Here is a 22,365-nt window from a genome sequence, read left to right as displayed (position 1 = left end):
CCAGAGGGGGCGGGCCTTCCGTCGTTCGTCGTGCGGTGAGGATCAGGACGGGGTCGCGGTGCCTCGTCGGGCGCGCAGCTGCTGCAGCGCCTCCTCGAGGAGCTGAGCCGCCTCGGCCTCGGTGCGGCGCTCCTTCACGTAGGCGAGGTGCGTCTTGTAGGGCTCGGTCTTCGCGACCTGGGGCGGGTTCGCCCGGTCGCGGCCCGCGGGGAGACCGGACTGCGGGGAGTCGATCACCTCGGGTATCTCGTCCTCGGGGAGGGCCGCCGAGAAGTGGCGCACCGTCTCATTGCCGAGAGCGTCCCAGTAGGAGACCGCGACGCGCTCCGCGTGGAAGCCCCGGTCCTGCTCGCCCATGGGTCCTGCGCCGACGCGCGAACCGCGGATTGCACTGCCGCCTGATGCCATTGCGAGTACCCCTATGCTCCGGTGGTGAACTTGGTGATGAGTCCGAGCACCACGATGCAGGCCAGCCAGACGACGCCCAGGATCACGGTGATGCGGTTGAGGTTGCGCTCGGCGACGCCCGACGCGCCGAGGTTGGAGGTGACTCCGCCCCCGAACATGTCGGACAGACCGCCGCCGCGCCCCTTGTGGAGCAGGATCAGCATGGTGAGCAGGAGGCTCGTGATGCCCAGGATGACCTGGAGCACGACCTGGAGGATGTCCACGCGGTACCTTTCGAAGTTCTGGCGCGTTGCGCGCCCCGACGAGTATAACGGCGCCTGCGAATCCGCGAGGAATGCGTCGTCCCGTGTTCGGGGCGATGTATACGAGTGTCCGTCGAGGGGCGGAGCGGGTGGCCTCGTCGCGGTGCCCTCGACAACCTCTTCAGTCGCCGGACCGCGAGCCTGTGATCCACGTACCAGCGGACCGATCGAGCCGAACGCGCCACTCTCTCGGAGAGCACCCCGCGACGAGCCGACAGCACCGCACCGGCCAACGCGCGAAGCCGGTGTGGGATCTTCCGAGGCGAACCGGTGATCCGCGTTCCAGCGGATCGACGTAGCCGGACGCATCCCGCTCTCGGAACCGCGCCCCGTCGCGAAGCCGACCGCGCCACGCCGCGCAGGGAGCGGCGTGGACGACGAGAGGGCGGGCCCGATGGGCCCGCCCTCTCGTCGCAGCAACTCAGACCCCGACGTGGTTCCGGAATCGTGCGATCGCCGCGAACTCGTCGACCTGGAGGCTGGCGCCTCCGACGAGTGCTCCGTCGACGTCGGGCTCGCGCATGAAGCCGGCGATGTTTCCGGACTTCACGGAGCCGCCGTAGAGGATGCGGGTCTTCGCGGCGGTGTCGGCGCCGAGGACGTCGGCGACGACTCCGCGGAGCGCCTTGCAGACCTGCTGGGCCTGCTCGGGCGTCGCGGCCTGTCCGGAGCCGATGGCCCAGACCGGCTCGTAGGCGACGACGAGGTCGGCGTCCGCGGGGAGGCCGGTGAGGGCCTCCTTCAGCTGGGCGACCGGCACGGCCGACGGGCCGTGCTTCTCGAGGTCCTCCGCGGTCTCGCCGACGCAGATGATCGGAGCGACGCCGTGATTGACGGCCGCGGCCGACTTGGCGGCGATGTCCGCGTCCGTCTCGCCGTGGAGCGTGCGACGCTCCGAGTGGCCGACGATCACGTAGTCGCAGTCGAGCTGCTTCAGGAACTGGCCCGAGATCTCACCGGTGTAGGCGCCGCTGTCGAACTTCGAGACGTCCTGCGCGCCGTACTTGAGCGGCAGCTTGTCCGAGTCGACGAGGATCTGCACGGGCCGGAGGTCCGTGAAGGGCGGGAACACCGCGACCTCGACACCGTCGAAGTCGTGGTCGGCGTCCTTGAGGCTCCACGCCAGCTTCTGCACGAAGGCGATGGCCTGGAGGTGGTCCAGGTTCATCTTCCAGTTGCCGGCGATGAGCGGGGTGCGGGCGGCGGTGTCTACCATCCGAGGACCTCCAGTCCGGGGAGGCGCTTGCCCTCGAGGAATTCGAGGCTCGCTCCGCCTCCCGTCGAGATGTGGCCGAACTGGTCGTCGCGGAACCCGAGGGCGCGGACGGCCGCGGCGGAGTCGCCTCCGCCGACGACGCTGAGGCCGTCGACCTCGGTGAGCGCCTGCGCGACGGTCTTGGTGCCCGCCGCGAACGGCTCGAGCTCGAAGACGCCCATGGGGCCGTTCCAGAACACCGTCTCGGACGCCGCGATGATCTCGGCGAAGTGCGCGGCGGTGTCCGGTCCGATGTCCAGGCCGAGGCCCTTCTCACCGAAGGGCGTGCCCTCGATCGCGTCGGCCGAGGCGACCTGGTACTCGGCGTCGGGGCCGAACTCCGACGCCACGACGACGTCCGTCGGCAGGACGATCTCCACGCCCAGCTCCTTCGCCTTCGCGAGGTAGCCGAGCACGGTGTCGACCTGGTCCGCCTCCAGCAGGCTGGCGCCGACCTCGTGGCCCTGGGCCTTGAGGAAGGTGAACAGCATTCCGCCGCCGATGAGGATCGAGTCGACCTTCGGCAGCAGGTGCTCGATCACGCCGAGCTTGTCCGAGACCTTCGAGCCGCCGAGGACGACCGCGTAGGGGCGCTCGGGCTTCTCGGTGAGCCGCTCCAGCACCTCGAGCTCGGCCGCGATCAGCGTGCCGGCGGCGCTGGGGAGAAGCTCGGCGAGCTCGTAGACGCTCGCCTGCTTGCGGTGCACGACGCCGAACCCGTCGGAGACGAAGGCGTCGCCGTAGGCGGCCAGCTTCTCGGCGAAGGTGCGGCGCTCGGCTTCGTCCTTGCTCGTCTCGCCGGCGTTGAACCGGAGGTTCTCGAGGACGACGACCTGGCCGTCCTCGAGGGCGTCGACGGCGGCCGAGGCCGCCTCCCCGACGGTGTCCTCGGCGAAGGCCACCGGAGCGTCGAGCAGCTCGCCGAGGCGGGCGGCGACGGGAGCGAGGCTGTACTTCGCCTCGGGCTTCCCCTCGGGGCGCCCGAGGTGGCTCACGACCACGACTCGGGCGCCCTCGGAAACCAGACGCTGGAGCGTGGGCACCGACGCGCGCACGCGGCCGTCGTCCGTGATCGTTCCGTCCTTCAGGGGGACGTTCAGATCGCAGCGGACGACGACGCGCTTGCCTGCGAGGGAGCCCAGTGAGTCCAGAGTGCGGAGCGTCACTGCGCGCAGCCCTTAGAGCTTGCCGGCGACGAACTCGGTGACGTCGACGAGGCGGTTGGAGTAGCCCCACTCGTTGTCGTACCAGGAGGCGACCTTGACCTGGCTGCCGATGACCTTCGTGAGGCCCGCGTCGAAGATCGACGAGTGCGGGTCGGTCACGATGTCGCTCGAGACGATCGGGTCCTCGGTGTACTTGAGGATGCCCTTGAGGTCTCCCTCGGAGGCCGCCTTGTACGCCGCGTTGATCTCCTCGACGGTGGCGGGCTTCGTCAGCTCGACGGTGAGGTCGGTGATCGAGCCGGTCGGGACCGGGACGCGGAGGGCGTAGCCGTCGAGCTTGCCGACGAGCTCCGGGATGACCAGGCCGAGCGCCTTGGCGGCACCGGTCGAGGTCGGGATGATGTTGACGGCGGCAGCGCGGGCGCGACGCAGGTCGCTGTGCGGGCCGTCCTGGAGGTTCTGGTCGGCGGTGTACGCGTGGACCGTGGTCATCAGGCCGCGCTCGATGCCGAAGTTGTCGAGCAGCACCTTGGCGAGCGGCGCGAGGCAGTTCGTGGTGCAGGACGCGTTCGAGATGATGTCGTGCGTCGCGGGGTCGTAGGTGTTCTCGTTCACGCCGAGGACCAGGGTCGCGACGTCGCTGCCCGTGGCGGGAGCGGAGACGATGACCTTCTTGGCACCCGCGGTGATGTGCTTGCGCGCGTCCTCCGACTTGGTGAAGCGGCCGGTCGACTCGATGACGACGTCGACTCCCAGCTCGCCCCAGGGGAGGTTCGCGGGGTCGCGCTCCTCGAGGACGATGATCGGCTTGCCGTTGACGACGATGCGGTCGCCGTCGAGCTCGACGGTCGCGTCGAGGCGTCCCGTGATGGAGTCGTACTTCAGGAGGTGCGCGAGGGCCTTGTTGTCGGTGAGGTCGTTGACCGCGACGATCTCGAGGTCGCTGCCCTTGGCGAGGGCTGCACGGAAGAAGTTACGGCCGATACGGCCGAAGCCGTTGATGCCGATCTTGACGGACACAGATATCTCCTGGTGAGGAAAGGCACCTCGACGGTGCAGTGGAGGGGTGGAAGCCGACGACAGGGCGTCCCGGACGCGGGGCCCGGGACGCCGAGATCGCTACGACAGTAGCAGCAGGCCCGAAGTCTTCTCGCGGGCCTTCTCGAAGCGCGCGGAGACGTCGGCCCAGTTCACGATGTTCCAGAACGCCTTGACGTAGTCGGCCTTCACGTTGACGTAGTCGAGGTAGAAGGCGTGCTCCCACATGTCGAGGAGGAGGACCGGAACGGTCGCCGCGGCGAGGTTGCCCTGGTGGTCGTAGAGCTGCTCGATGATGAGCTTCTCGCCGAGCGAGTCCCAGGCGAGGATCGACCAGCCGGAGCCCTGGATGCCGAGGGCCGAGGCGGTGAAGTGGGCGCGGAACTTGTCGAACGACCCGAAGTTGTCGTCGATGGCCGCGGCGAGCTCGCCGACGGGCTTGTCGCCGCCGTCCGGCGAGAGGTTGTTCCAGAACACGGTGTGGTTCACGTGACCGGCGAGGTTGAAGGCGAGGTCCTTCTGGAGCTTGTTCACGTTCGCGAGGTTCTCGCTGTCGCGAGCCTCCTGCAGCGAGGCGAGGGCGGTGTTCGCCCCGGCCACGTACGTCGCGTGGTGCTTGTCGTGGTGGAGCTCCATGATCCGCCCACTGATGTTCGGCTCGAGGGCCGAGTAGTCGTAGGGCAGTTCGGCGAGCGTGTAGTCAGCCATGTGCGATCTCCTGTTCGTGGTCGTCGCTCCCGTGCGACCCGCCGGCGTCTCGGCGTCCTCCGCGAGGCGGAGGAGGAGGGCCGGGAGTGTCCTGAGCGACCCGATCAGTCTAGCGAGGGGGCCCCACCGCGTTCGGAGGGCTTGCGTTGTTCGACCAGGAGACACTCAGCGTTCGCCGGGCGGGGCGCGCCGTGCGGCCGGGCCTACAGGTCCTGCAGCTCGGCCGGGAGGTTCGCGTCGGTGCCCGGGATGTCGAGGTCGGACGCGCGCTTGTCGGCCATCGCGAGGAGGCGGCGGATGCGGCCGGCGACGGCGTCCTTCGTCATCGGCGGATCGGCGTGGTGGCCGAGCTCGTCGAGGCTCGCGTCGCGGTGGGCGAGGCGCAGGCGCCCGGCGTAGCGGAGGTGCTCGGGGATGTCGTCGCCCAGGATCTCCATCGCGCGCTCGACGCGGGCGCACGCCGCGACGGCGGCCTGGGCGGAGCGGCGGAGGTTCGCGTCGTCGAAGTTGACGAGTCGGTTCGCGGTCGCCCGCACCTCGCGGCGCTGGCGCAGCTCCTTCCAGCTCGCGACGGTCGCGGTCGCGCCCATCAGGGTGAGCATCGCGCTGATGCTCTCGCCGTCGCGGATGACGACCCGGTGGACGCCGCGCACCTCGCGGGACTTGGCCTGGACGCCCAGGCGTCCGGCGGCTCCGACGATCGCCATGGCCGCCTCGTTGCCGGGGCAGACGATCTCGAGCGCCGCGGAGCGGCCCGGGTCGGTCAGCGAGCCCTGGGCGAGGAAGGCGCCGCGCCACAGGGCGGCGAGCTCCTCGCGGGAGCCGGTCGTGAGGCGGTTGGGCAGGCCGCGGACGGGCCGGCCCCGCTGGTCGAGGAGGCCGGTCTGCCGGGCGAGGGTGTCCCCGCCCTCGACGACGCGCACCAGCCAGCTCGTGGTCCTCCGGGATCCGCCGGCCGAGACGATGCTGCCCTCGCTGCGGACGCCGTACAGCTCGGCGAGGTCGCGGCGCACGCGGGTCGCGAGCGGGGCGGAGTCGAGCTCGACCTCGACCGCGAGGCGGTTGGAGATGATGTGCAGTCCTCCGGAGAAGCGGAGGATGGTCGCCAGTTCGGCGGCACGGACGGTGTTCTTGCGCGAGACGATCGCGACCAGTTCGCCCTTGACGTCTGCGGTGAGGGCCACGGAGTCTTCCTTACGTCGGGTGCGCGGCTGAGCGCGCGGGGATCATTCTCGGCCGAGGTCGCGGTGCGCCACGTTGACGGCGACGCCCGGCAGCTCGGCCAGACGGGCCGCGACACGGCCCGCGACCGCGACGGAGCGGTGCTTGCCTCCCGTGCAGCCGATCGCGATGGTCGCGTGGCGCTTGTTCTCGCGCTGGTAGCCGTCGAGCACGGGGCGCAGGGCCCGGGAGTAGGAGTCGATGAACTCCTCGGCGCCCTGCTGGGCCAGCACGTAGTCTCTCACCTCTTCGTCGAGACCCGTGTGCGGACGCAGCTCCGGGATCCAGTACGGGTTCGGCAGGAACCGCGCGTCGGCCACCATGTCGGCGTCCGTCGGCAGCCCGTACTTGAAGCCGAAGCTCATCACCGTGACCTGGAGGCCCGCGCGGCCGGCCTCGGCGAAGCGCTCGGTGATGCTGGTGGCCAGCTGGTGGATGTTGAGGTCCGAGGTGTCGATGACGATGTCGGCCGACTCCCGCAGCTGAGCGAGGCGCGTCCGCTCGGCGGAGATGCCGTCGAGGAGGGTCCCCCGGCCCTGCAGCGGGTGCGGACGGCGCACCTGCTCGAAGCGGCGGACGAGCGCGGCGTCGGTGGCCTCGAGGAACACCACTCGGAGGTCGACCCCGGCGCGCAGCTCGCGGACGATGTCGCCGAGGTCCTCGAAGAAGTCGCGTCCGCGGACGTCGACGACCGCTGCGATCTTCGGCAGCGTGTCCCCTGCACGCTGCGCCAGGTCGACCAGCGGGCGCAGCATCTGCGGCGGCAGGTTGTCGACGACGTACCAGCCGAGGTCCTCCAGCGCGTTCGCGGCCGTGGACCGGCCCGCTCCGGACATCCCCGTGACGATCAGCACGTCCTGCTGCTCGCTCTCCGTGCTCATGCGCTCTCCGTGCTCGTGTCTGCTCGTGTCCTCGGTGCCGGGCACCGGCCGCTCTCCCCCGGAGCGCGGGCCTCCAGCCTAAGGCGTGCCCCCGACGGCGAACCCGTCCGGATGCAGGTGCGCGTGGATCGCGCCCGCCAGCGTCGGGCCGATGCCCTTGACCTCGGCGATCTCGGCCTCGCCCGCCTCGCGGAGCCGGGCGACGGATCCGAAGTGCTTCAGCAGGTCGCGAACTCGCGTGCCTCCGAGCCCGGGCACCTCGGCCAGCTGCGACGAGATGTCGCGCTTGCGACGCGTCCTCTGGTGGGTGATCGCGAAGCGGTGCGCCTCGTCGCGGATGCGCTGGAAGAGGAAGAGCGCATCGCTGTTGCGCGGCAGGATGACGGGGAAGTCGGAGTCCGGCAGCCAGATCTCCTCGAGGCGCTTGGCGATCCCGCAGAGGGTGATGCCGGTCACCCCGGACTCGTCGAGCGCGCGCTGCGCGGCTGCGACCTGCGGCTGGCCGCCGTCGACGATCAGCAGCTGCGGGGGGTACGAGAACTTGCGCCGCTTGGCCTCGCCGGTCTCGGGGTCGACCGCCGCGGGCTCGACCGGCTCGCGGAGGTACGCGAGGCGGCGGGTGAGCACCTGGTGCAGCGACTCGGTGTCGTCCGTCGACTCCGCGATGGAGAACCGCCGGTACTGGTCCTTCCGCGCGAGCCCGTCCTCGAAGACCACCATCGAGGCGACGATGTTGGTGCCGCTGAGGTGGGAGACGTCGTAGCACTCCATCCGGAGCGGCGCCTCGCTCATGCCGAGGGCGTCGCGGATGTCCTCCAGGGCCTGCGTCCGAGCGGTGAAGTCGGCGGAGCGGCGGGTCTTGTAGAGCATCAGCGAGTGCTTCGCGTTCTGCGTCGCCGTCTCGAGGAGGGCGGCCTTGTCTCCGCGCTGGGCCGCTCGGAGGCGCACGTTCGTGCCGCGCAGTCCGCTCAGCCACTCCTCGAGCGCCTCGGTGTCCTCGGGCAGCTCCGGCACGACGACCTCCCGGGGCGGGACGTCGCCGGTCTCGTAGGCGGCCTGGAGGGCCGTGTCGACGAGCTCCGCCGTGCTCATGTCGAGCTCCTTGTCGACGACCCAGCCCCGCTCGCCGCGGATGCGCCCGCCGCGGACCCGGAACTGCTGCACGGAGGCGGCGAGCTCGTCGTGGACGATCGCGTAGAGGTCGACGTCCACGTTGTCCTTGAGCACGACCGCGCTCTTGGCGAGGACCGCGTCGAGGGCGGCGGCCTGATCGCGCAGCTTGCCGGCGCGCTCGTACTCCATCGCCGCGGCGGCCTCGCGCATCTCCTTCTCGAGCTCGCCGATCATCCGGCGGTCGTGGCTGCCCATGAAGGCGACGAAGCGGTCGACCATCTCGCGGTGCTCGGCGAAGGTGACACGGTGGGAGCAGGGCCCGCCGCAGCGGCCGATCTGCGACGCGAAGCAGGGCTTGCCGCTCTGCATGGCGCGCTTGTAGTTGGAGTCGTTGCAGGTCCTGATCGGGAACGCCTTGATCATCAGGTCGATCGTCTCGTGGATCGCCCAGATCTTCGGGTAGGGCCCGAAGTAGCGGGCCTTCCTGATCTTGGCGTTCCGCGTGACCATCACCCGCGGGGCCTCGTCGCCGAGCGTCACCGCCATGTAGGGGTAGGACTTGTCGTCGCGGAACTTGACGTTGAAGGGGGGATCGAACTCGTTGATCCAGGTGAACTCGAGCTGCAGGGCCTCGACGTCGGTGCCGACGACGGTCCACTCGACCCCGGAGGCCGAGGTGACCATCCGCCGGGTGCGCTCGTGCAGGCTCGGCAGCGGGGCGAAGTAGTTGCTCAGCCGCGCGCGGAGGTTCTTGGCCTTGCCCACGTAGAGCACCCGCCCCCGGGCGTCCGTGAAGCGGTACACGCCGGGGAGGGTCGGGATCTCACCCGGCTTCGGCCGGAAGTCGACTGTCTGCGCCATGCCTCTCGCTCGCGTCAGCCGAGGATCTCGGCGAGGAACATGCCGGTGTGGCTGCCCTCGACCTTCGCCACGTGCTCGGGGGTGCCCACCGCGACCACCTGTCCGCCGCCGGCGCCGCCCTCGGGACCCATGTCGATCAGCCAGTCGGCGGACTTGATGACGTCGAGGTTGTGCTCGATGGTGATCACCGTGTTGCCCTTGTCGACCAGGCCGTTGAGGACGAGGAGGAGCTTGCGGACGTCCTCGAAGTGCAGGCCCGTCGTCGGCTCGTCGAGCACGTAGACGCTGCGGCCGTTGGAGCGGCGCTGGAGCTCGGTGGCCAGCTTGACGCGCTGCGCCTCGCCGCCGGAGAGCGTGGTCGCGCTCTGGCCGAGGCGGACGTAGCCGAGGCCCACCTCCACCAGCGTGCGGAGGAAGCGGTGGATCGCCGTGATCGGCTCGAAGAAGTCGGCCGCCTCGGCGATCGGCATGTCGAGCACCTCGGCGATGTTCTTGCCCTTGTAGTGCACGGTCAGGGTGTCGCGGTTGTAGCGCGCTCCCCCGCAGACCTCGCACGCCACGTAGACGTCGGGCAGGAAGTTCATCTCGATCTTGATGGTGCCGTCGCCCGAGCAGGCCTCGCAACGGCCGCCCTTGACGTTGAAGCTGAAGCGGCCGGGCAGGTACCCCCGCGCCTTCGCCTCGGTGGTCTCGGCGAAGAGGTTGCGGATGCGGTCGAACACGCCCGTGTAGGTGGCGGGGTTCGAGCGCGGCGTGCGGCCGATCGGGTTCTGGTCGACGTGCACGACCTTGTCGAGGTTCTCGAGGCCGGTGACGCGCGTGTGCTTGCCCGGCACCTTGCGGGCGCCGTTGAGCTGGTTGGCGAGCACGCGGTAGAGGATGTCGTTCACGAGGGTGCTCTTGCCGGAGCCGGAGACCCCGGTGACCGCGACGAACGTGCCGAGCGGGAACTCCGCGTCGACCTTGCGGAGATTGTTGGCGTTCGCCCCGACGACCTTGATCATCCGCTTGCGGTCGATCTTCCGCCGCTTCTTCGGGACCTCGATCGCCTTGCGGCCCGAGACGTAGTCGCCGGTCAGCGAGTGGGTGTTCTCGAGCAGCGACTCGTAGGAGCCGGAGTGCACGACCTTGCCGCCGTTGACCCCGGCGCCCGGGCCGATGTCGACGATCCAGTCGGCGGTGCGGATGGTGTCCTCGTCGTGCTCGACCACGATCAGCGTGTTGCCCAGGTCGCGCAGCTTGATGAGGGTGTCGATCAGGCGGCGGTTGTCGCGCTGGTGCAGGCCGATGCTCGGCTCGTCGAGCACGTAGAGCACGCCGGTCAGCCCGGAGCCGATCTGGGTCGCCAGGCGGATGCGCTGCGCCTCGCCGCCCGACAGGGAGGCGGCGGCGCGCGAGAGGTTGAGGTAGTTGAGCCCGACCTCGATGAGGAAGTCGATGCGCGCGCGGATCTCGCGCAGCACCTGCGCGGCGATGTGCGCCTCGCGGTCGGTCAGCTCGAGCCGGCTCATGAAGTCCTGGGCGTCGCCGAGGCTGAGGTCGGCCACGTCCGCGATGCTCGCCCCGTGCACGAGCACGGCGAGCACCTCGGGCTTGAGGCGGGAGCCCTTGCACACGGGGCAGGGCACCTCGCGGAGGAACTCGGACCAGCGGGTGCGCTGGACGTCGGTCTCGGCCTGGACGAACTGGCGCTCGATGTAGGGCACGACGCCCTCGAAGCCCGAGGTGTAGCTCATCTCGCGGCCGTAGCGGTTCTTCCACTTGACCTTGACCTCGAAGTTGTCGCCGTGGAGGACGGCCTGCTGCACCTCGGTGCTGAGGCGCTTCCACGGGGTGGTGAGCGTGAAGCCGAGGTCGCGGGAGAGGCCGTCGAGCAGCTTCTCGTAGTACTGGAACAAGCCCTTGCCCTGGGTGGTCCAGGGGATGATGACGCCCTCGGCGATGCTCAGGTCGGGGTCGCCGAGCAGCAGCTCGTCGTCGACCGACATGCGCGTGCCGAGGCCCGAGCACTCCGGGCAGGCGCCGAAGGGCGCGTTGAAGGAGAAGGTCCGCGGCTCGATCTCGGTCAGCGAGATCGGGTGGTTGTTGGGGCAGGACAGCTTCTCGGAGTAGGTGGTCCAGGCGCCATCGCCCTCGCCGTCGACGTAGTTGATCTGCACGATGCCGTCGGTGAGCCGCAGGGCCGTCTCGAGCGAGTCGGTGAGGCGCCCGAGGATGTCGGGGCCGGCCACGAGCCGGTCGACCACGACGGAGATGTCGTGCTTGTACTGCTTCTTGAGCACCGGCGGCTCGCTCAGCTGGACGAGCTTCCCGTCCACCATGGCGCGGGAGTAGCCGCCCGCGGTCAGCTCCTTGAAGAGGTCGACGAACTCGCCCTTCTTCTGGGAGACGACGGGGCTGAGGATCTGGTAGCGGGTACCGGTCTCGAGCTCCATCAGCTGGTCGGCGATCTGCTGCACGGTCTGCGCGGAGATCCGCTCGCTGCAGATGGGGCAGTGCGGGACGCCGATGCGCGCCCACAGCAGACGCATGTAGTCGAAGATCTCGGTGATCGTGCCGACGGTCGAGCGCGGGTTGCGGTTCGTCGACTTCTGGTCGATCGAGACCGCGGGGCTGAGGCCCTCGATGAAGTCGACGTCCGGCCGGTCCACCTGCCCGAGGAACTGGCGGGCGTACGCGGAGAGGGACTCGACGTAGCGCCGCTGGCCCTCCGCGAAGATCGTGTCGAAGGCCAGGGAGGACTTGCCCGAGCCCGAGAGACCGGTGAACACCACCATCGAGTCGCGCGGGATCTCGAGGTCGACGTTCTGCAGGTTGTGCACCCGCGCGCCGCTCACCACCAGCTTCGAGGACGACTCGTCGAGCGAGGAGACGAAGCGGTGGAAGGAGGGAGAGGGGGTGGAGGAGGGGTCCGTAACGGCGTTCAGGATCGACACTCCGAAAGTGTATGCGGAGCCACCGACATCGCCCGTGCCGTTCGCTGGGCGCTGATCCGCGGGCCCCTCCCCTTGCGGATCAGCGCCCCCGATCAGGACAGGTGCCCGGCCTTCTCCATCTGGCGGAGCTCGCGCTTGAGCTCCTGGACCTCGTCCCGCAGCCGGGCCGCGAGCTCGAACTTGAGCTCGCCCGCCGCCTGGAGCATCTGCCCGTTGAGGTCGGAGATGATCGCCTCGAGGTCGTTGCCGCCGTTCGCGGCGAGACCCTGACGGCGCAGGTTCGGCGTCGGGCTCGTCTTCTTGGCGTCGCGCCCGGCGAGCAGCTTGGCGGTGTCGGCCCCCTCGCGGGCGAGGGCGTCGGTGATGTCGGCGATCTTCTTCCGCAGCGGCGTCGGGTCGATGCCGTGGTCGAGGTTGTAGGCGACCTGCTTCTCGCGTCGGCGGTCGGTCTCGTCGATCGCGAGCCGCATCGAGTCCGTCACCTTGTCGGCGTACATGTGGACCTCGCCCGAGACGTTGCGCGCCGCACGGCCGATCGTCTGGATGAGCGACGTGGACGAGCGGAGGAAGCCCTCCTTGTCGGCGTCGAGGATCGCCACAAGCGAGACCTCGGGCAGGTCGAGCCCCTCGCGCAGCAGGTTGATGCCGACCAGGACGTCGTACACGCCCGCTCGCAGCTCCGAGAGGAGCTCGACGCGCCTCAGGGTGTCGACGTCGGAGTGCAGGTAGCGGACCCGGACGCCGGCCTCCGTGAGGAAGTCGGTGAGCTCCTCGGCCATGCGCTTCGTCAGCGTCGTGACGAGCACGCGCTCGTCGCGCTCGGTGCGGCGCTTGATCTCCTCGAGCAGGTCGTCGATCTGGCCCTTCGTCGGCTTGACGACGATCTCGGGGTCGATCAGGCCGGTCGGGCGGATGATCTGCTCGACGATGCCGTCGGCGATGCCCATCTCGTAGCGGCCCGGGGTCGCCGAGAGGTAGACGGTCTGACCGACGCGCGACTTGAACTCCTCCCACTTCAGGGGCCGGTTGTCCATCGCCGAGGGCAGGCGGAAGCCGTGCTCGACCAGCGTGCGCTTGCGGGACGCGTCGCCCTCGTACATCGCACCGATCTGCGGCACCGTCACGTGCGACTCGTCGATCACGACGAGGAAGTCGTCCGGGAAGTAGTCGAGCAGGCAGTGCGGGGCCTCGCCCGACTCGCGGCCGTCGATGTGGCGGGAGTAGTTCTCGATGCCGGAGCAGAATCCGATCTGCTGCATCATCTCGAGATCGAAGGTCGTGCGCATCCGCAGGCGCTGCGCCTCGAGGAGCTTGTTCTGCTTCTCGAGGTCGGCCAGGCGCACCTCGAGCTCCTGCTGGATGGTGTCGATCGCACGGTGCATGACGTCCTGGCTGGCGACGTAGTGCGAGCCGGGGAAGACCGACACGGAGTCGAGCTTCCGGACGATGTCGCCGGTGAGCGGGTGGAGCGTGTAGAGCGCCTCGATCTCGTCGCCGAACATCTCGATCCGGATCGCGAGCTCCTCGTACATCGGGATGATCTCGATCGTGTCGCCCCGCACCCGGAAGGTGCCGCGGGCGAAGTCGACGTCGTTGCGCGCGTACTGCATCGACACGAACTTGCGGATGAGGCGGTCCCGGTCGACCCGCTGGCCGACCTGGAGCGCCACCATCGCCTCGAGGTACTGCTCGGGCTGGCCGAGGCCGTAGATGCACGAGACGGTCGACACCACGATCACGTCGCGGCGGCTCAGGAGCGAGTTCGTGGTGGAGTGGCGCAGCCGCTCGACCTCGGCGTTGACCGAGCTGTCCTTCTCGATGAAGGTGTCGGTCTGCGGGACGTAGGCCTCGGGCTGGTAGTAGTCGTAGTACGAGACGAAGTACTCGACGGCGTTGTTGGGGAACAGCTCGCGGAACTCGTTGGCGAGCTGCGCGGCGAGGGTCTTGTTGTGCGCGAGCACGAGCGTGGGGCGCTGCACGGCCTCGACGAGCCAGGCCGTGGTCGCGGACTTGCCGGTCCCGGTGGCGCCCAGCAGGACGACATCGGTCTCGCCGGCGTTGATGCGGGCGCTCAGATCGGCGATCGCGCCGGGCTGGTCACCGCTCGGCTTGTACTCGCTGATGACCTCGAACGGGTGCACGGCACGGGTTGGCTCCATGGTTCGAAGCGTAGCCGCGACCACCGACACCGGACGGCGCGTGCGCTGGCGGCGAACGGGGGTGCGCTCTCCGGCCGGGCCGCTCGGCCACGAGGGCGGGTGTCCGGGACGGACCGTCAGCGGGCGAGACGCTCCCACAGCGCGTCGGTCCGAGCGAGCGTCTCCTCCAGCGTGCCGGAGGAGTCGATCACGACGTCGGCGAGGGCGAGGCGCTCCTCGTCGCTCGCCTGCGACGAGACCCGCGCACGAGCCTCCTCCTCGGTCAGTCCCCGGAGGGCGACGAGACGCTCGATGCGGAGGTGCTGCGGCGCGTGCACGACGACCACCTCGTCGAACTCCCCCGCTCCACGGCCCTCGGCGAGGAGGGGGACGTCGTAGACGACCACCGCGGCCGGGTCCGCCTCGGCGGCCTCCGCGAACAGCCGCTGCGAACGGAGGGTCACCGCCGGATGGGTGATCGCATTGAGGTCGGCGCGGGCCGCCGCGTCCGAGAAGACGATCGCGCCGAGCGCCGGGCGGTCGAGCGCGCCGTCCGCGCGGATCACGGACGGGCCGAAGCGCTCGGCGATCGCCGCCAGCGCCGGCTCCCCCGGCTCGACGACCTCGCGCGCGAGGACGTCGGCGTCGACCACCACCGCTCCGTGCTCGGCGAGACGGCGGGCGACGGTGGACTTGCCCGAGGCGATGCCTCCGGTGAGGGCGACGAGATGCACCCGGCCACCCTACCCAGCGCCGTCGCCCGGAACGCCGAACGGCCGGCCCCCGAGGGGACCGGCCGTTCGATGCGATGTGCTCGCGATCAGTTGTTCGAGGACAGCTTCTCGCGGAGCGCGGCGAGCGACTCGTCGTCGGCGAGGGTGCCGCCGGTGGTCGACTCGCTGGTGAAGCCGGCGCCGACCGAGACGCCCTCGGAGACGGTGGCCGCCTCCTCCTGCGACTTGGCCACCTGGGCCTTGTGGGCCTCCCAACGCGCCTGAGCAGCGGCGTACTCCAGCTCCCAGGCCTCGCGCTGCGACTCGAAGCCCTCGCGCCACTCGTTGGTCTCGGGGTCGAAGCCCTCGGGGTACTTGTAGTTCCCCTGGTCGTCGTACTCCGTGGCCATGCCGTAGAGCGCCGGGTCGAACTCGGTGCCCTCGGGGTCGACGTTCTCGTTCGCCTGCTTGAGCGAGAGGGAGATGCGGCGACGGTCGAGGTCGATGTCGATGACCTTGACGAACACCTCTTCGCCGACCGACACGACCTGCTCGGCGAGCTCGACGTGCTTGCCCGACAGCTCGGAGATGTGGACGAGGCCCTCGATGCCGTCCGCGACGCGGACGAAGGCACCGAACGGGACCAGCTTCGTGACCTTGCCCGGCGCGACCTGTCCGATCGCGTGGGTGCGGGCGAAGACCTGCCACGGGTCCTCCTGGGTCGCCTTGAGCGAGAGCGACACGCGCTCGCGGTCGAGGTCGACCTCGAGGATCTCGACGGTGACCTCCTGGCCCACCTCGACGACCTCGGAGGCGTGCTCGATGTGCTTCCAGGAGAGCTCGGAGACGTGGACGAGACCGTCGACGCCGCCGAGGTCGACGAACGCACCGAAGTTGACGATCGACGACACGACGCCCTTGCGGACCTGACCCTTGTGCAGGTTGTTCAGGAACGTGGTGCGGCTCTCGGACTGGGTCTGCTCGAGGAGCGCGCGACGCGACAGGACCACGTTGTTGCGGTTCTTGTCGAGCTCGAGGATCTTCGCCTCGATCTCCTGGCCGAGGTACGGCGTGAGATCGCGGACGCGGCGCAGCTCGATGAGCGAGGCCGGGAGGAAGCCGCGGAGGCCGATGTCGACGATGAGACCGCCCTTGACGACCTCGATGACCGAGCCGGTGACGACGCCGTCCGACTCCTTGATCTTCTCGACGTCGCCCCACGCGCGCTCGTACTGCGCACGCTTCTTGGACAGGATCAGGCGACCCTCCTTGTCCTCCTTCTGGAGGACGAGGGCCTCGACGCTGTCGCCCACGTTGACGACCTCGGAGGGGTCGACGTCGTGCTTGATGGAGAGCTCGCGCGAGGGGATGACGCCCTCGGTCTTGTAGCCGACGTCGAGGAGGACCTCGTCGCGGTCGATCTTCACGACGGTGCCTTCGATGAGGTCTCCGTCGTTGAAGAACTTCAGAGTCTTTTCGACCGCGGCAAGAAAGTCTTCAGCAGACCCGATGTCGTTGATCGCGACCTGCTTGGTTGCCTTGTCGGTCGTTGCGGTTGTCATTAAGGGATGCTCCAGGATGGATGGGTCTCGGGCGGCGGCCGCCTGCGGGCCTCGCGGCTCGGCGGAGTGGTGACCACTGCGGTGGTGAGGGATGTGCCTCCGGCCCGGGAACCGCGCTCGGCCGGCCGGAGGACCGGCCTTCCTCGCGCGCCGCGGGCACGGCGGCGCCACAGATGTGACACCCCAGCTTAGACGCCCCGGGAGGCGCACGGCAATCTCGCCGCGCCCGTCCAGGCGCGGGTTCCGGAGTCAGCCGGCGAGGGAGGAGCGGAGGGTGTCGAGACCGACGCCGCCGAGGTCGAGCGCCCTCCGGTGGAAGGCCGCGAGCGAGAACGCGGCGCCCTCGCGCGCCTCCGCCTCGTCGCGCAGCTGCTCCCAGATCCGCTGCCCGATCTTGTAGGACGGAGCCTGCCCCGGCCAGCCGAGGTACCGGTTCACCTCGAAGCGCACGAACGCGTCGTCCATGTTCACGTTGGCCCGCATGAAGTCGAGGGCCGACTCGGCGGTCCAGACGGTGCCGGAGCCCGGCATCGGCTTCTGGAGGTGCACGCCGATGTCCAGCACGACGCGCGCCGCGCGCATCCGCTGGCCGTCGAGCATGCCCAGGCGGTCGGCCGGGTCGTCGAGGTAGCCGAAGCGCTCCATCAGCCGCTCCGCGTAGAGCGCCCAGCCCTCGGCGTGGCCGGAGGTCCCGGCGAGCTGACGGCGCCAGGTGTTGAGGCGGGCGCGGTTGTGGACGGCCTGGCCGATCTGCAGGTGATGGCCCGGGACGCCCTCGTGGTAGACCGTGGTCAGCTCCCGCCAGGTGGCGAACTCGGTGACTCCGGCCGGGACCGACCACCACATCCGCCCCGGGCGCGAGAAGTCGTCGCTCGGACCGGTGTAGTAGATGCCGCCCTCCTGGGTCGGCGCGATCCTGCACTCGAGGCGGCGCACCTCCTCCGGGATGTCGAAGGCGGTGCCGGCGAGCTCGCGGACGGAGCGGTCGCTGGTCTCCTGCATCCACGCCTGCAGAGCGTCGACGCCGTGCAGAGTGCGGGCCGGGTCCGCCTCGAGGTGGGCGATCGCCTCGGCGACGGAGGCGCCGGGCAGGATCTCGCGCGCGATCGCCTCCTGCTCGGACGTCATGCGGGCCAGCTCCTCGATCCCCCACTCGTAGGTCTCGTCGAGGTCGACGACAGCGCCGAGGAAGCGGCGGGAGTGCAGCGCATACAGCTCCCGGCCGACGGCGTCCTGCTCGGTCGCGGCGGGGGCGAGCTCGCCCCGGAGGAACTGCGCGAGCGACCCGTAGGCGGCCGAGGCACGGCGGGCGCCGTCCTCCAGCCGCTGAGCGAGCGACGCGGGCAGGGATCCGGCGGCGGGAGCGGCCTCCGCGGCCAGCTCGGCGAAGAACCCGCGGGGAGCGGCGATCTTCCGCGCCTGCTCGGCGACGAGCTCGACCTGGCGGCGGGCGGGGACCACGCCGGTGCGGATCCCCTCGCGCAGGGTCTCCGCGTAGCCCTCGAGGGCGGCCGGCACGGCCAGCAGCCGCTCGGCGACCGCCTCCCAGTCGGCGACCTCGTCCGTCGGCATCAGGTCGAAGACGTCGCGCAGCTCCTGCGCCGGGGACGCGATCACGTTGAGGTCCCGCAGCGGCAGACCGGCGTCGTGCCCCTCCAGGGAGAGCCGGAGCTCGGCGCCGAGGTCGGCGACCGTGACGCGGTCGACGTCGTCCACGGGGTCGGCGGCCTCGAGCTCGGCGAGGGCCGAGGCGGTCGCCGCCCGGGCCTGCTCGAGACCGGCCGGCGAGTAGTCGCCCAGACGGCCGTTCGCGCCGCTGCGTCCGATCGCGGTGCCGAGGGTGGGGTCGAGGTCGACGAGCGTGTCGACCCAGCGCTCGGCGACGGCGTCGACGGCGGTGGGCTCGCGGGGGGTGTCGGTGCTCATGCCTCCGAGCCTAGCCAGGCCCTGCGGCCGGCTCAGTGCGCGGCGACGTCCCAGTCGGACCCGTGGCCCACCTGCACCTCGAGCGGGACGCTCAGGTCGGCGGCACCCGCCATCCGGCCGCGGACGATCGCCTCGAGCGGCTCCTCCTCGCCGGGGGCGACGTCGAAGATCAGCTCGTCGTGCACCTGGAGGAGCATCCGAGAGCCGAGCCCCTGCTCGTCGAGGTCGGCCTGCACGCCGATCATCGCGCGCTTCATGATGTCGGCGGCCGAGCCCTGGATCGGCGAGTTGAGTGCCGCCCTCTCGGCGTTGTCGCGGAGGACGCGGTTCGCGCTCTGCAGGTCGGGGAACGGACGCCGGCGACCGAAGATCGTCTCGGTGTAGCCGGTCTCGCGGGCCTGCTCGACGACGCTGCGGAGGTAGTCGCGCACCGCGCCGAAGCGGACGAAGTAGTCGGTCATCAGCTGCTTGGCCTCGGCGCTCGAGATGCGCAGCTGCTTCGACAGGCCGAAGGCGCTCAGGCCGTAGGCGAGGCCGTACGACATCGCCTTGACCTTGTTGCGCATGGCCGAGGTGACGTCGCCCGGATCGACGCCGAAGATCCGCGACCCGACGAAGCGGTGCAGGTCCTCGCCGGAGTGGAAGGCCTCGATCAGCCCGGCGTCGCCGGAGAGGTGCGCCATGATCCGCATCTCGATCTGCGAGTAGTCGGCGGTGAGGAGGGTGCTCGCGTCCGCTCCGTGGACGAAGGCGGTGCGGATGCGGCGGCCCACCTCGCTGCGGACGGGGATGTTCTGCAGGTTCGGGTCGTTGGAGGAGATCCGGCCGGTGGCCGTGCCGGTCTGGTCGTAGCTGGTGTGGATCCGGCCGTCGGCGGTGACCGACTTCTCGAGCGTCTCGATGATCTGCTTGAGCTTGGTCGCGTCGCGGTGCTCGAGGAGCAGCCCGAGGAACGGGTGCGGGTGGGACTCCTGCAGGTCGGCGAGGGCGGAGGCGTCGGTGGTGTAGCCCGTCTTCGTGGCCCGGGTGCGCGGCATGTCGAGCTCCTCGAAGAGGACCTGCTGCAGCTGCTTGGGCGAGCCGAGGTTCATCTCGTGGCCGATCTCGGCGAACGCGCGGCTCGCGAGGTCGGCGGCCGAGACGGTCAGCTCGGCGCGGAGGCGCGCCAGCACGTCGGCGTCGATCGCGACGCCGGTGAGCTCCATCGTCGCGAGGACCTGGACGATCGGCAGCTCGATGTCGACGAGCACCGAGAGCATCCCCTCGCCCAGCCGCTCGCGCAGCGGAGCGACGAGCCGGTACGCGTACCAGGCCTCGGTGGCGGGCCCCATCGGCTCGACGGTGGGGACCAGCTGGTTCGGGTCGCCCTGCGCCATGGTCTCGTCGAGGTGCTGCGCGACCTGCGCCGCGAGCGTGGCCGGATGCCCGGTGGGCTGCACCAGCCAGGAGGCGACGCGGGTGTCGAACGCGAGCCCCGCGACGGGGAGTCCGGCCCTCCGCAGCGCCTTGATCTGGGGCTTCGCGTCGGCGAAGTACTTGGGGGCGGGCCCGGCCAGCCACTGCTCGAGCGCGGTGTAGTCGGGCCGCTCGGCGGCCCACGGGACGAACGCCGTCTCCTTCTCGACCGCGAGGCCCACACCCTCGAGCCCGCCGGCTCCGAGCAGGACCTGCACGGCGACCGGCGCGGTGCCCTTCGCCGACACGCGGTCGAGCCAGTGCGCGAGCTCCTCGTCGACCAGGGTGCGGACGGCGGGTGCGGAGGTCGTGACCACGTCGCCCGCCAGGGCCGCGGCAGCGCCGTCGACGCCCTCCTCCGCGGCGATCGTGAGGACCCGCTCCTGCAGGGTCTTGAACTCGAGGCGGCTGAAGATCTCGCGGACCGCGTCGGGATCGATCGGACGGCGCGTCAGATCGTGCGGCCCGAGGGGGAGCTCGACGTCCGTCACCAGCCGGTTGAGGCGGCGGTTGCGGAGCGCGTTCTCCTTCTGCTCGCGCAGCTTCTCGCCGACCACGCCCTTGATCTCGTCGGCGTGGGCGATGATGTCGGCGACCGTGCCGTACTGGTTGACCCACTTCGCGGCCGTCTTGGGGCCGACCTTGTCGACGCCGGGCAGGTTGTCGCTGGTCTCGCCGACGAGGGCGGCGATCTCGGGGTACTGGTGCGGCTCGACGCCGTACTTCTCGAACACCTTGTCGCGGTCGTAGCGGGTGAGCTGCGAGACGCCCTGGGTGGAGGGGTAGAGCAGGGTGACGTCCGGGGTCACCAGCTGGATGGTGTCGCGATCGCCCGAGACGACCAGCACGCGGAAGCCGGCCTCGGCCCCCTGGCGCGCGAGCGTCGCGAGGATGTCGTCGGCCTCGAAGTCCTCCTTCGAGACGGTCCGGATGTTCATGGCGTGCAGCGCCTCCTCGAGGAGGGGGACCTGGCCCTTGAACTCGGGCGGCGTCTCGCCGCGGGTGCCCTTGTACTCCGGGTACTCGCGCGTGCGGAACGAGTAGCGGGAGATGTCGAACGCGACGCCGAGGTGGGTCGGCTTCTCGTTCTTCAGCAGCAGGATCAGCATCGAGAGGAAGCCGTGGATGGCGTTCGTGTGCTGGCCCTCGCGGGTCTGGAAGCTGTCGACCGGGAGCGCGTAGAACGCCCGGAACGCCAGGGAATGGCCGTCGACGAGCAGGAGGGTAGGCTGTTCCGGATCTGACACAGGGCCAGACTACACAGCGCCTCCGACACCGGATCGGCCCGCTCGCGCCCGCCGGTCAGGGTCGCTCCGAGGCTCCAGCGCGAGGAGCGACGTGACCGAGCCGACCCCCACCACGACCGCCTGGATCCGCCCGCCCGCGCTCGACCTGGTCGCCGGGATCGGCCGCGGCATGGGCGAGCTCGCCGAGCGGATGGGGATCCTCTGGCACGAGCTCACCCCGCAGCACTCGGTGGCCTCGATGCCCGTCGAGGGCAACCGGCAGCCGGTCGGCATCCTGCACGGCGGCGCGCACGTCGTGCTCGCCGAGTCGATGGGCTCGATCGCGGCGAACGTGCACGCCGGCGCGGGCCGCCTGGCGATGGGCATCGAGCTGAACGCGAGCCACAGCCGGTCGGTCCACTCGGGCTTCGTGATCGCCACCTGCGACGCGATCCACCTGGGCTCCACCCTCACCACCCACGAGATCGTCGTGCGCGACCAGGAGGGGCGCCGCCTCTCCACCGTGCGGATCACCAACATCATCCGCGACGCCCGCTGACGGGAGCGGACGGGTCCCCCTCGCGGGAGCGGAGGGCGACGACCACGCCCAGGACCGCGACCGCCGTCGGGACCGCCCGTGCCTGCGAGCGACAGGGGATCGACCGGTCGGCCGCGCCGCTCGGGGACCCGGCACCGCGGCGAGCGGCACTGTCAAGCGACGGCGCGCGACTGTGCCCGGTGGTGCCCGAAGGGCGACACTGAGCGGATGAGCCTTCGCCATCTCCTCAAGAGCCTCCCGTCCATGCCCTCCGACCTGCCCTCGTTCGATGCGGAGGCGGCTCCGGCCGATCCTCTCGAGCTGTTCGCGCAGTGGCTCGAGGAGGCGAAGGACGCGGGCCAGCTCCTCCCCCACGGCGCCACGCTCTCCACCGCCTCCGACGACGGCACCGTCTCGGCGCGCGTGCTCGTGCTGCGCGAGATCGACGAGGCGGGCTGGGCGTTCTCCACCCATGCCACCAGCCCCAAGGGACGCGCCATGGAGGAGAACCCGCACGCCGCGCTGACCTTCTTCTGGCCGGTCCAGGGCCGTCAGGTCCGGGTCGAGGGCCGGGTCGAGCGCGCCTCCGCGCAGGAGTCGGCCGACGACTTCCGCCGCCGCTCCGAGGCCGCTCGCACCGCCCTGCTCGTCGGACGCCAGAGCGAGCCGATGCGCAGCGCGCAGGACTTCGGCCTCGTCACGCTCCAGACCAGCGTCGCCGTGGGCTGCTCGCCCGCGACGCTCGACCGGGAGTGGGCCGTCTACCGCGTCGTGCCCGAGCGCATCGAGTTCTGGCAGGGCTCGACCGCGCCGGAGCAGGATCACACCCGTCTCGAGTACCGCCCGGGAACGACGGAGGCGGGCGGCTCCCCGTGGGAGCGCACCCGCCTCTGGCCCTGAGGCCTTGGGCCCTCGGGC

Annotated in this window: 17 protein-coding genes; 2 read left to right on the top strand and 15 right to left on the bottom strand. The window is 70.4% G+C overall.

Going from position 1 to position 22,365, the window contains the following annotated elements; genetic code table 11:
- Positions 1-42: 42 nt before the first annotated feature.
- The 15 genes from C5C57_RS11300 to polA form a co-directional block, all read right to left on the bottom strand.
- Positions 43-408 (bottom strand): RNA polymerase-binding protein RbpA, encoded by a 366-nt coding sequence (locus C5C57_RS11300; protein ID WP_055791968.1) that lies wholly within the window; start codon positions 406-408, stop codon positions 43-45.
- 11 nt (positions 409-419) lie between these two features.
- Positions 420-671 (bottom strand): preprotein translocase subunit SecG, encoded by a 252-nt coding sequence (gene secG / locus C5C57_RS11295; protein WP_104221915.1) that lies wholly within the window; start codon positions 669-671, stop codon positions 420-422.
- Positions 672-1,131: 460 nt separating this feature from the next.
- Positions 1,132-1,926, bottom strand: coding sequence for a triose-phosphate isomerase (gene tpiA, locus C5C57_RS11290; protein ID WP_104221913.1), 795 nt, complete (start codon positions 1,924-1,926; stop codon positions 1,132-1,134).
- Positions 1,920-3,131 (bottom strand): phosphoglycerate kinase, encoded by a 1,212-nt coding sequence (locus C5C57_RS11285; RefSeq protein ID WP_104246801.1) that lies wholly within the window; start codon positions 3,129-3,131, stop codon positions 1,920-1,922. The genes tpiA and C5C57_RS11285 overlap by 7 nt, the downstream gene beginning before the upstream one ends.
- Positions 3,132-3,143: 12 nt before the next feature.
- Complete coding sequence (gap, locus tag C5C57_RS11280; RefSeq protein WP_104221909.1) at positions 3,144-4,151, bottom strand: type I glyceraldehyde-3-phosphate dehydrogenase; 1,008 nt, start codon at positions 4,149-4,151, stop codon at positions 3,144-3,146.
- A 99-nt stretch (positions 4,152-4,250) separates the two neighbouring features.
- The gene (locus C5C57_RS11275) at positions 4,251-4,877 is read right to left on the bottom strand and encodes a superoxide dismutase (protein ID WP_104221907.1); all 627 of its coding nucleotides are present in this window, start codon (positions 4,875-4,877) and stop codon (positions 4,251-4,253) included.
- Positions 4,878-5,080: 203 nt separating this feature from the next.
- A complete protein-coding gene (gene whiA, locus C5C57_RS11270; protein ID WP_104246800.1) occupies positions 5,081-6,061 on the bottom strand; it encodes a DNA-binding protein WhiA in 981 nt (326 codons plus the stop codon).
- A gap of 42 nt (positions 6,062-6,103) precedes the next feature.
- Positions 6,104-6,979 (bottom strand): RNase adapter RapZ, encoded by an 876-nt coding sequence (gene rapZ / locus C5C57_RS11265; RefSeq protein WP_097166020.1) that lies wholly within the window; start codon positions 6,977-6,979, stop codon positions 6,104-6,106.
- A 78-nt stretch (positions 6,980-7,057) separates the two neighbouring features.
- Positions 7,058-8,953 (bottom strand): excinuclease ABC subunit UvrC, encoded by a 1,896-nt coding sequence (gene uvrC, locus C5C57_RS11260; RefSeq protein WP_104297634.1) that lies wholly within the window; start codon positions 8,951-8,953, stop codon positions 7,058-7,060.
- Between the two features lie 14 nt (positions 8,954-8,967).
- The gene (gene uvrA / locus C5C57_RS11255) at positions 8,968-11,793 is read right to left on the bottom strand and encodes an excinuclease ABC subunit UvrA (protein WP_244229661.1); all 2,826 of its coding nucleotides are present in this window, start codon (positions 11,791-11,793) and stop codon (positions 8,968-8,970) included.
- Positions 11,794-11,981: 188 nt separating this feature from the next.
- Positions 11,982-14,048 carry an excinuclease ABC subunit UvrB gene (uvrB, locus tag C5C57_RS11250; protein ID WP_104297633.1) on the bottom strand — a complete coding sequence of 689 codons (2,067 nt, stop codon included), beginning with the start codon at positions 14,046-14,048 and terminating at the stop codon, positions 11,982-11,984.
- 116 nt (positions 14,049-14,164) lie between these two features.
- A complete protein-coding gene (gene coaE / locus C5C57_RS11245) occupies positions 14,165-14,761 on the bottom strand; it encodes a dephospho-CoA kinase (protein ID WP_104221899.1) in 597 nt (198 codons plus the stop codon).
- Between the two features lie 86 nt (positions 14,762-14,847).
- Positions 14,848-16,302 carry a 30S ribosomal protein S1 gene (gene rpsA / locus C5C57_RS11240; protein ID WP_104225298.1) on the bottom strand — a complete coding sequence of 485 codons (1,455 nt, stop codon included), beginning with the start codon at positions 16,300-16,302 and terminating at the stop codon, positions 14,848-14,850.
- A 249-nt stretch (positions 16,303-16,551) separates the two neighbouring features.
- Positions 16,552-18,228: a DUF885 domain-containing protein gene (locus tag C5C57_RS11235; RefSeq protein WP_104273124.1), complete on the bottom strand. Its 1,677-nt coding sequence runs from the start codon at positions 18,226-18,228 to the stop codon at positions 16,552-16,554.
- A gap of 32 nt (positions 18,229-18,260) precedes the next feature.
- The gene (gene polA / locus C5C57_RS11230; protein WP_104273125.1) at positions 18,261-20,930 is read right to left on the bottom strand and encodes a DNA polymerase I; all 2,670 of its coding nucleotides are present in this window, start codon (positions 20,928-20,930) and stop codon (positions 18,261-18,263) included.
- A 91-nt stretch (positions 20,931-21,021) separates the two neighbouring features.
- Here polA and C5C57_RS11225 point away from each other — a divergent pair, with 91 nt between their 5' ends.
- Positions 21,022-21,468, top strand: a complete 447-nt coding sequence (locus C5C57_RS11225) for a PaaI family thioesterase (protein ID WP_374953047.1) — start codon at positions 21,022-21,024, stop codon at positions 21,466-21,468.
- Positions 21,469-21,675: 207 nt separating this feature from the next.
- The gene (locus C5C57_RS11220; RefSeq protein WP_104221891.1) at positions 21,676-22,347 is read left to right on the top strand and encodes a pyridoxal 5'-phosphate synthase; all 672 of its coding nucleotides are present in this window, start codon (positions 21,676-21,678) and stop codon (positions 22,345-22,347) included.
- Positions 22,348-22,365: the final 18 nt, after the last annotated feature.

It is taken from the genome of Rathayibacter sp. AY1C5 (genome assembly GCF_002931705.1).
Lineage (GTDB): Bacteria > Actinomycetota > Actinomycetes > Actinomycetales > Microbacteriaceae > Rathayibacter.
Note: the sequence above shows the minus strand (reverse complement) of the source record. Positions and strands in the feature narration are given on the sequence as shown.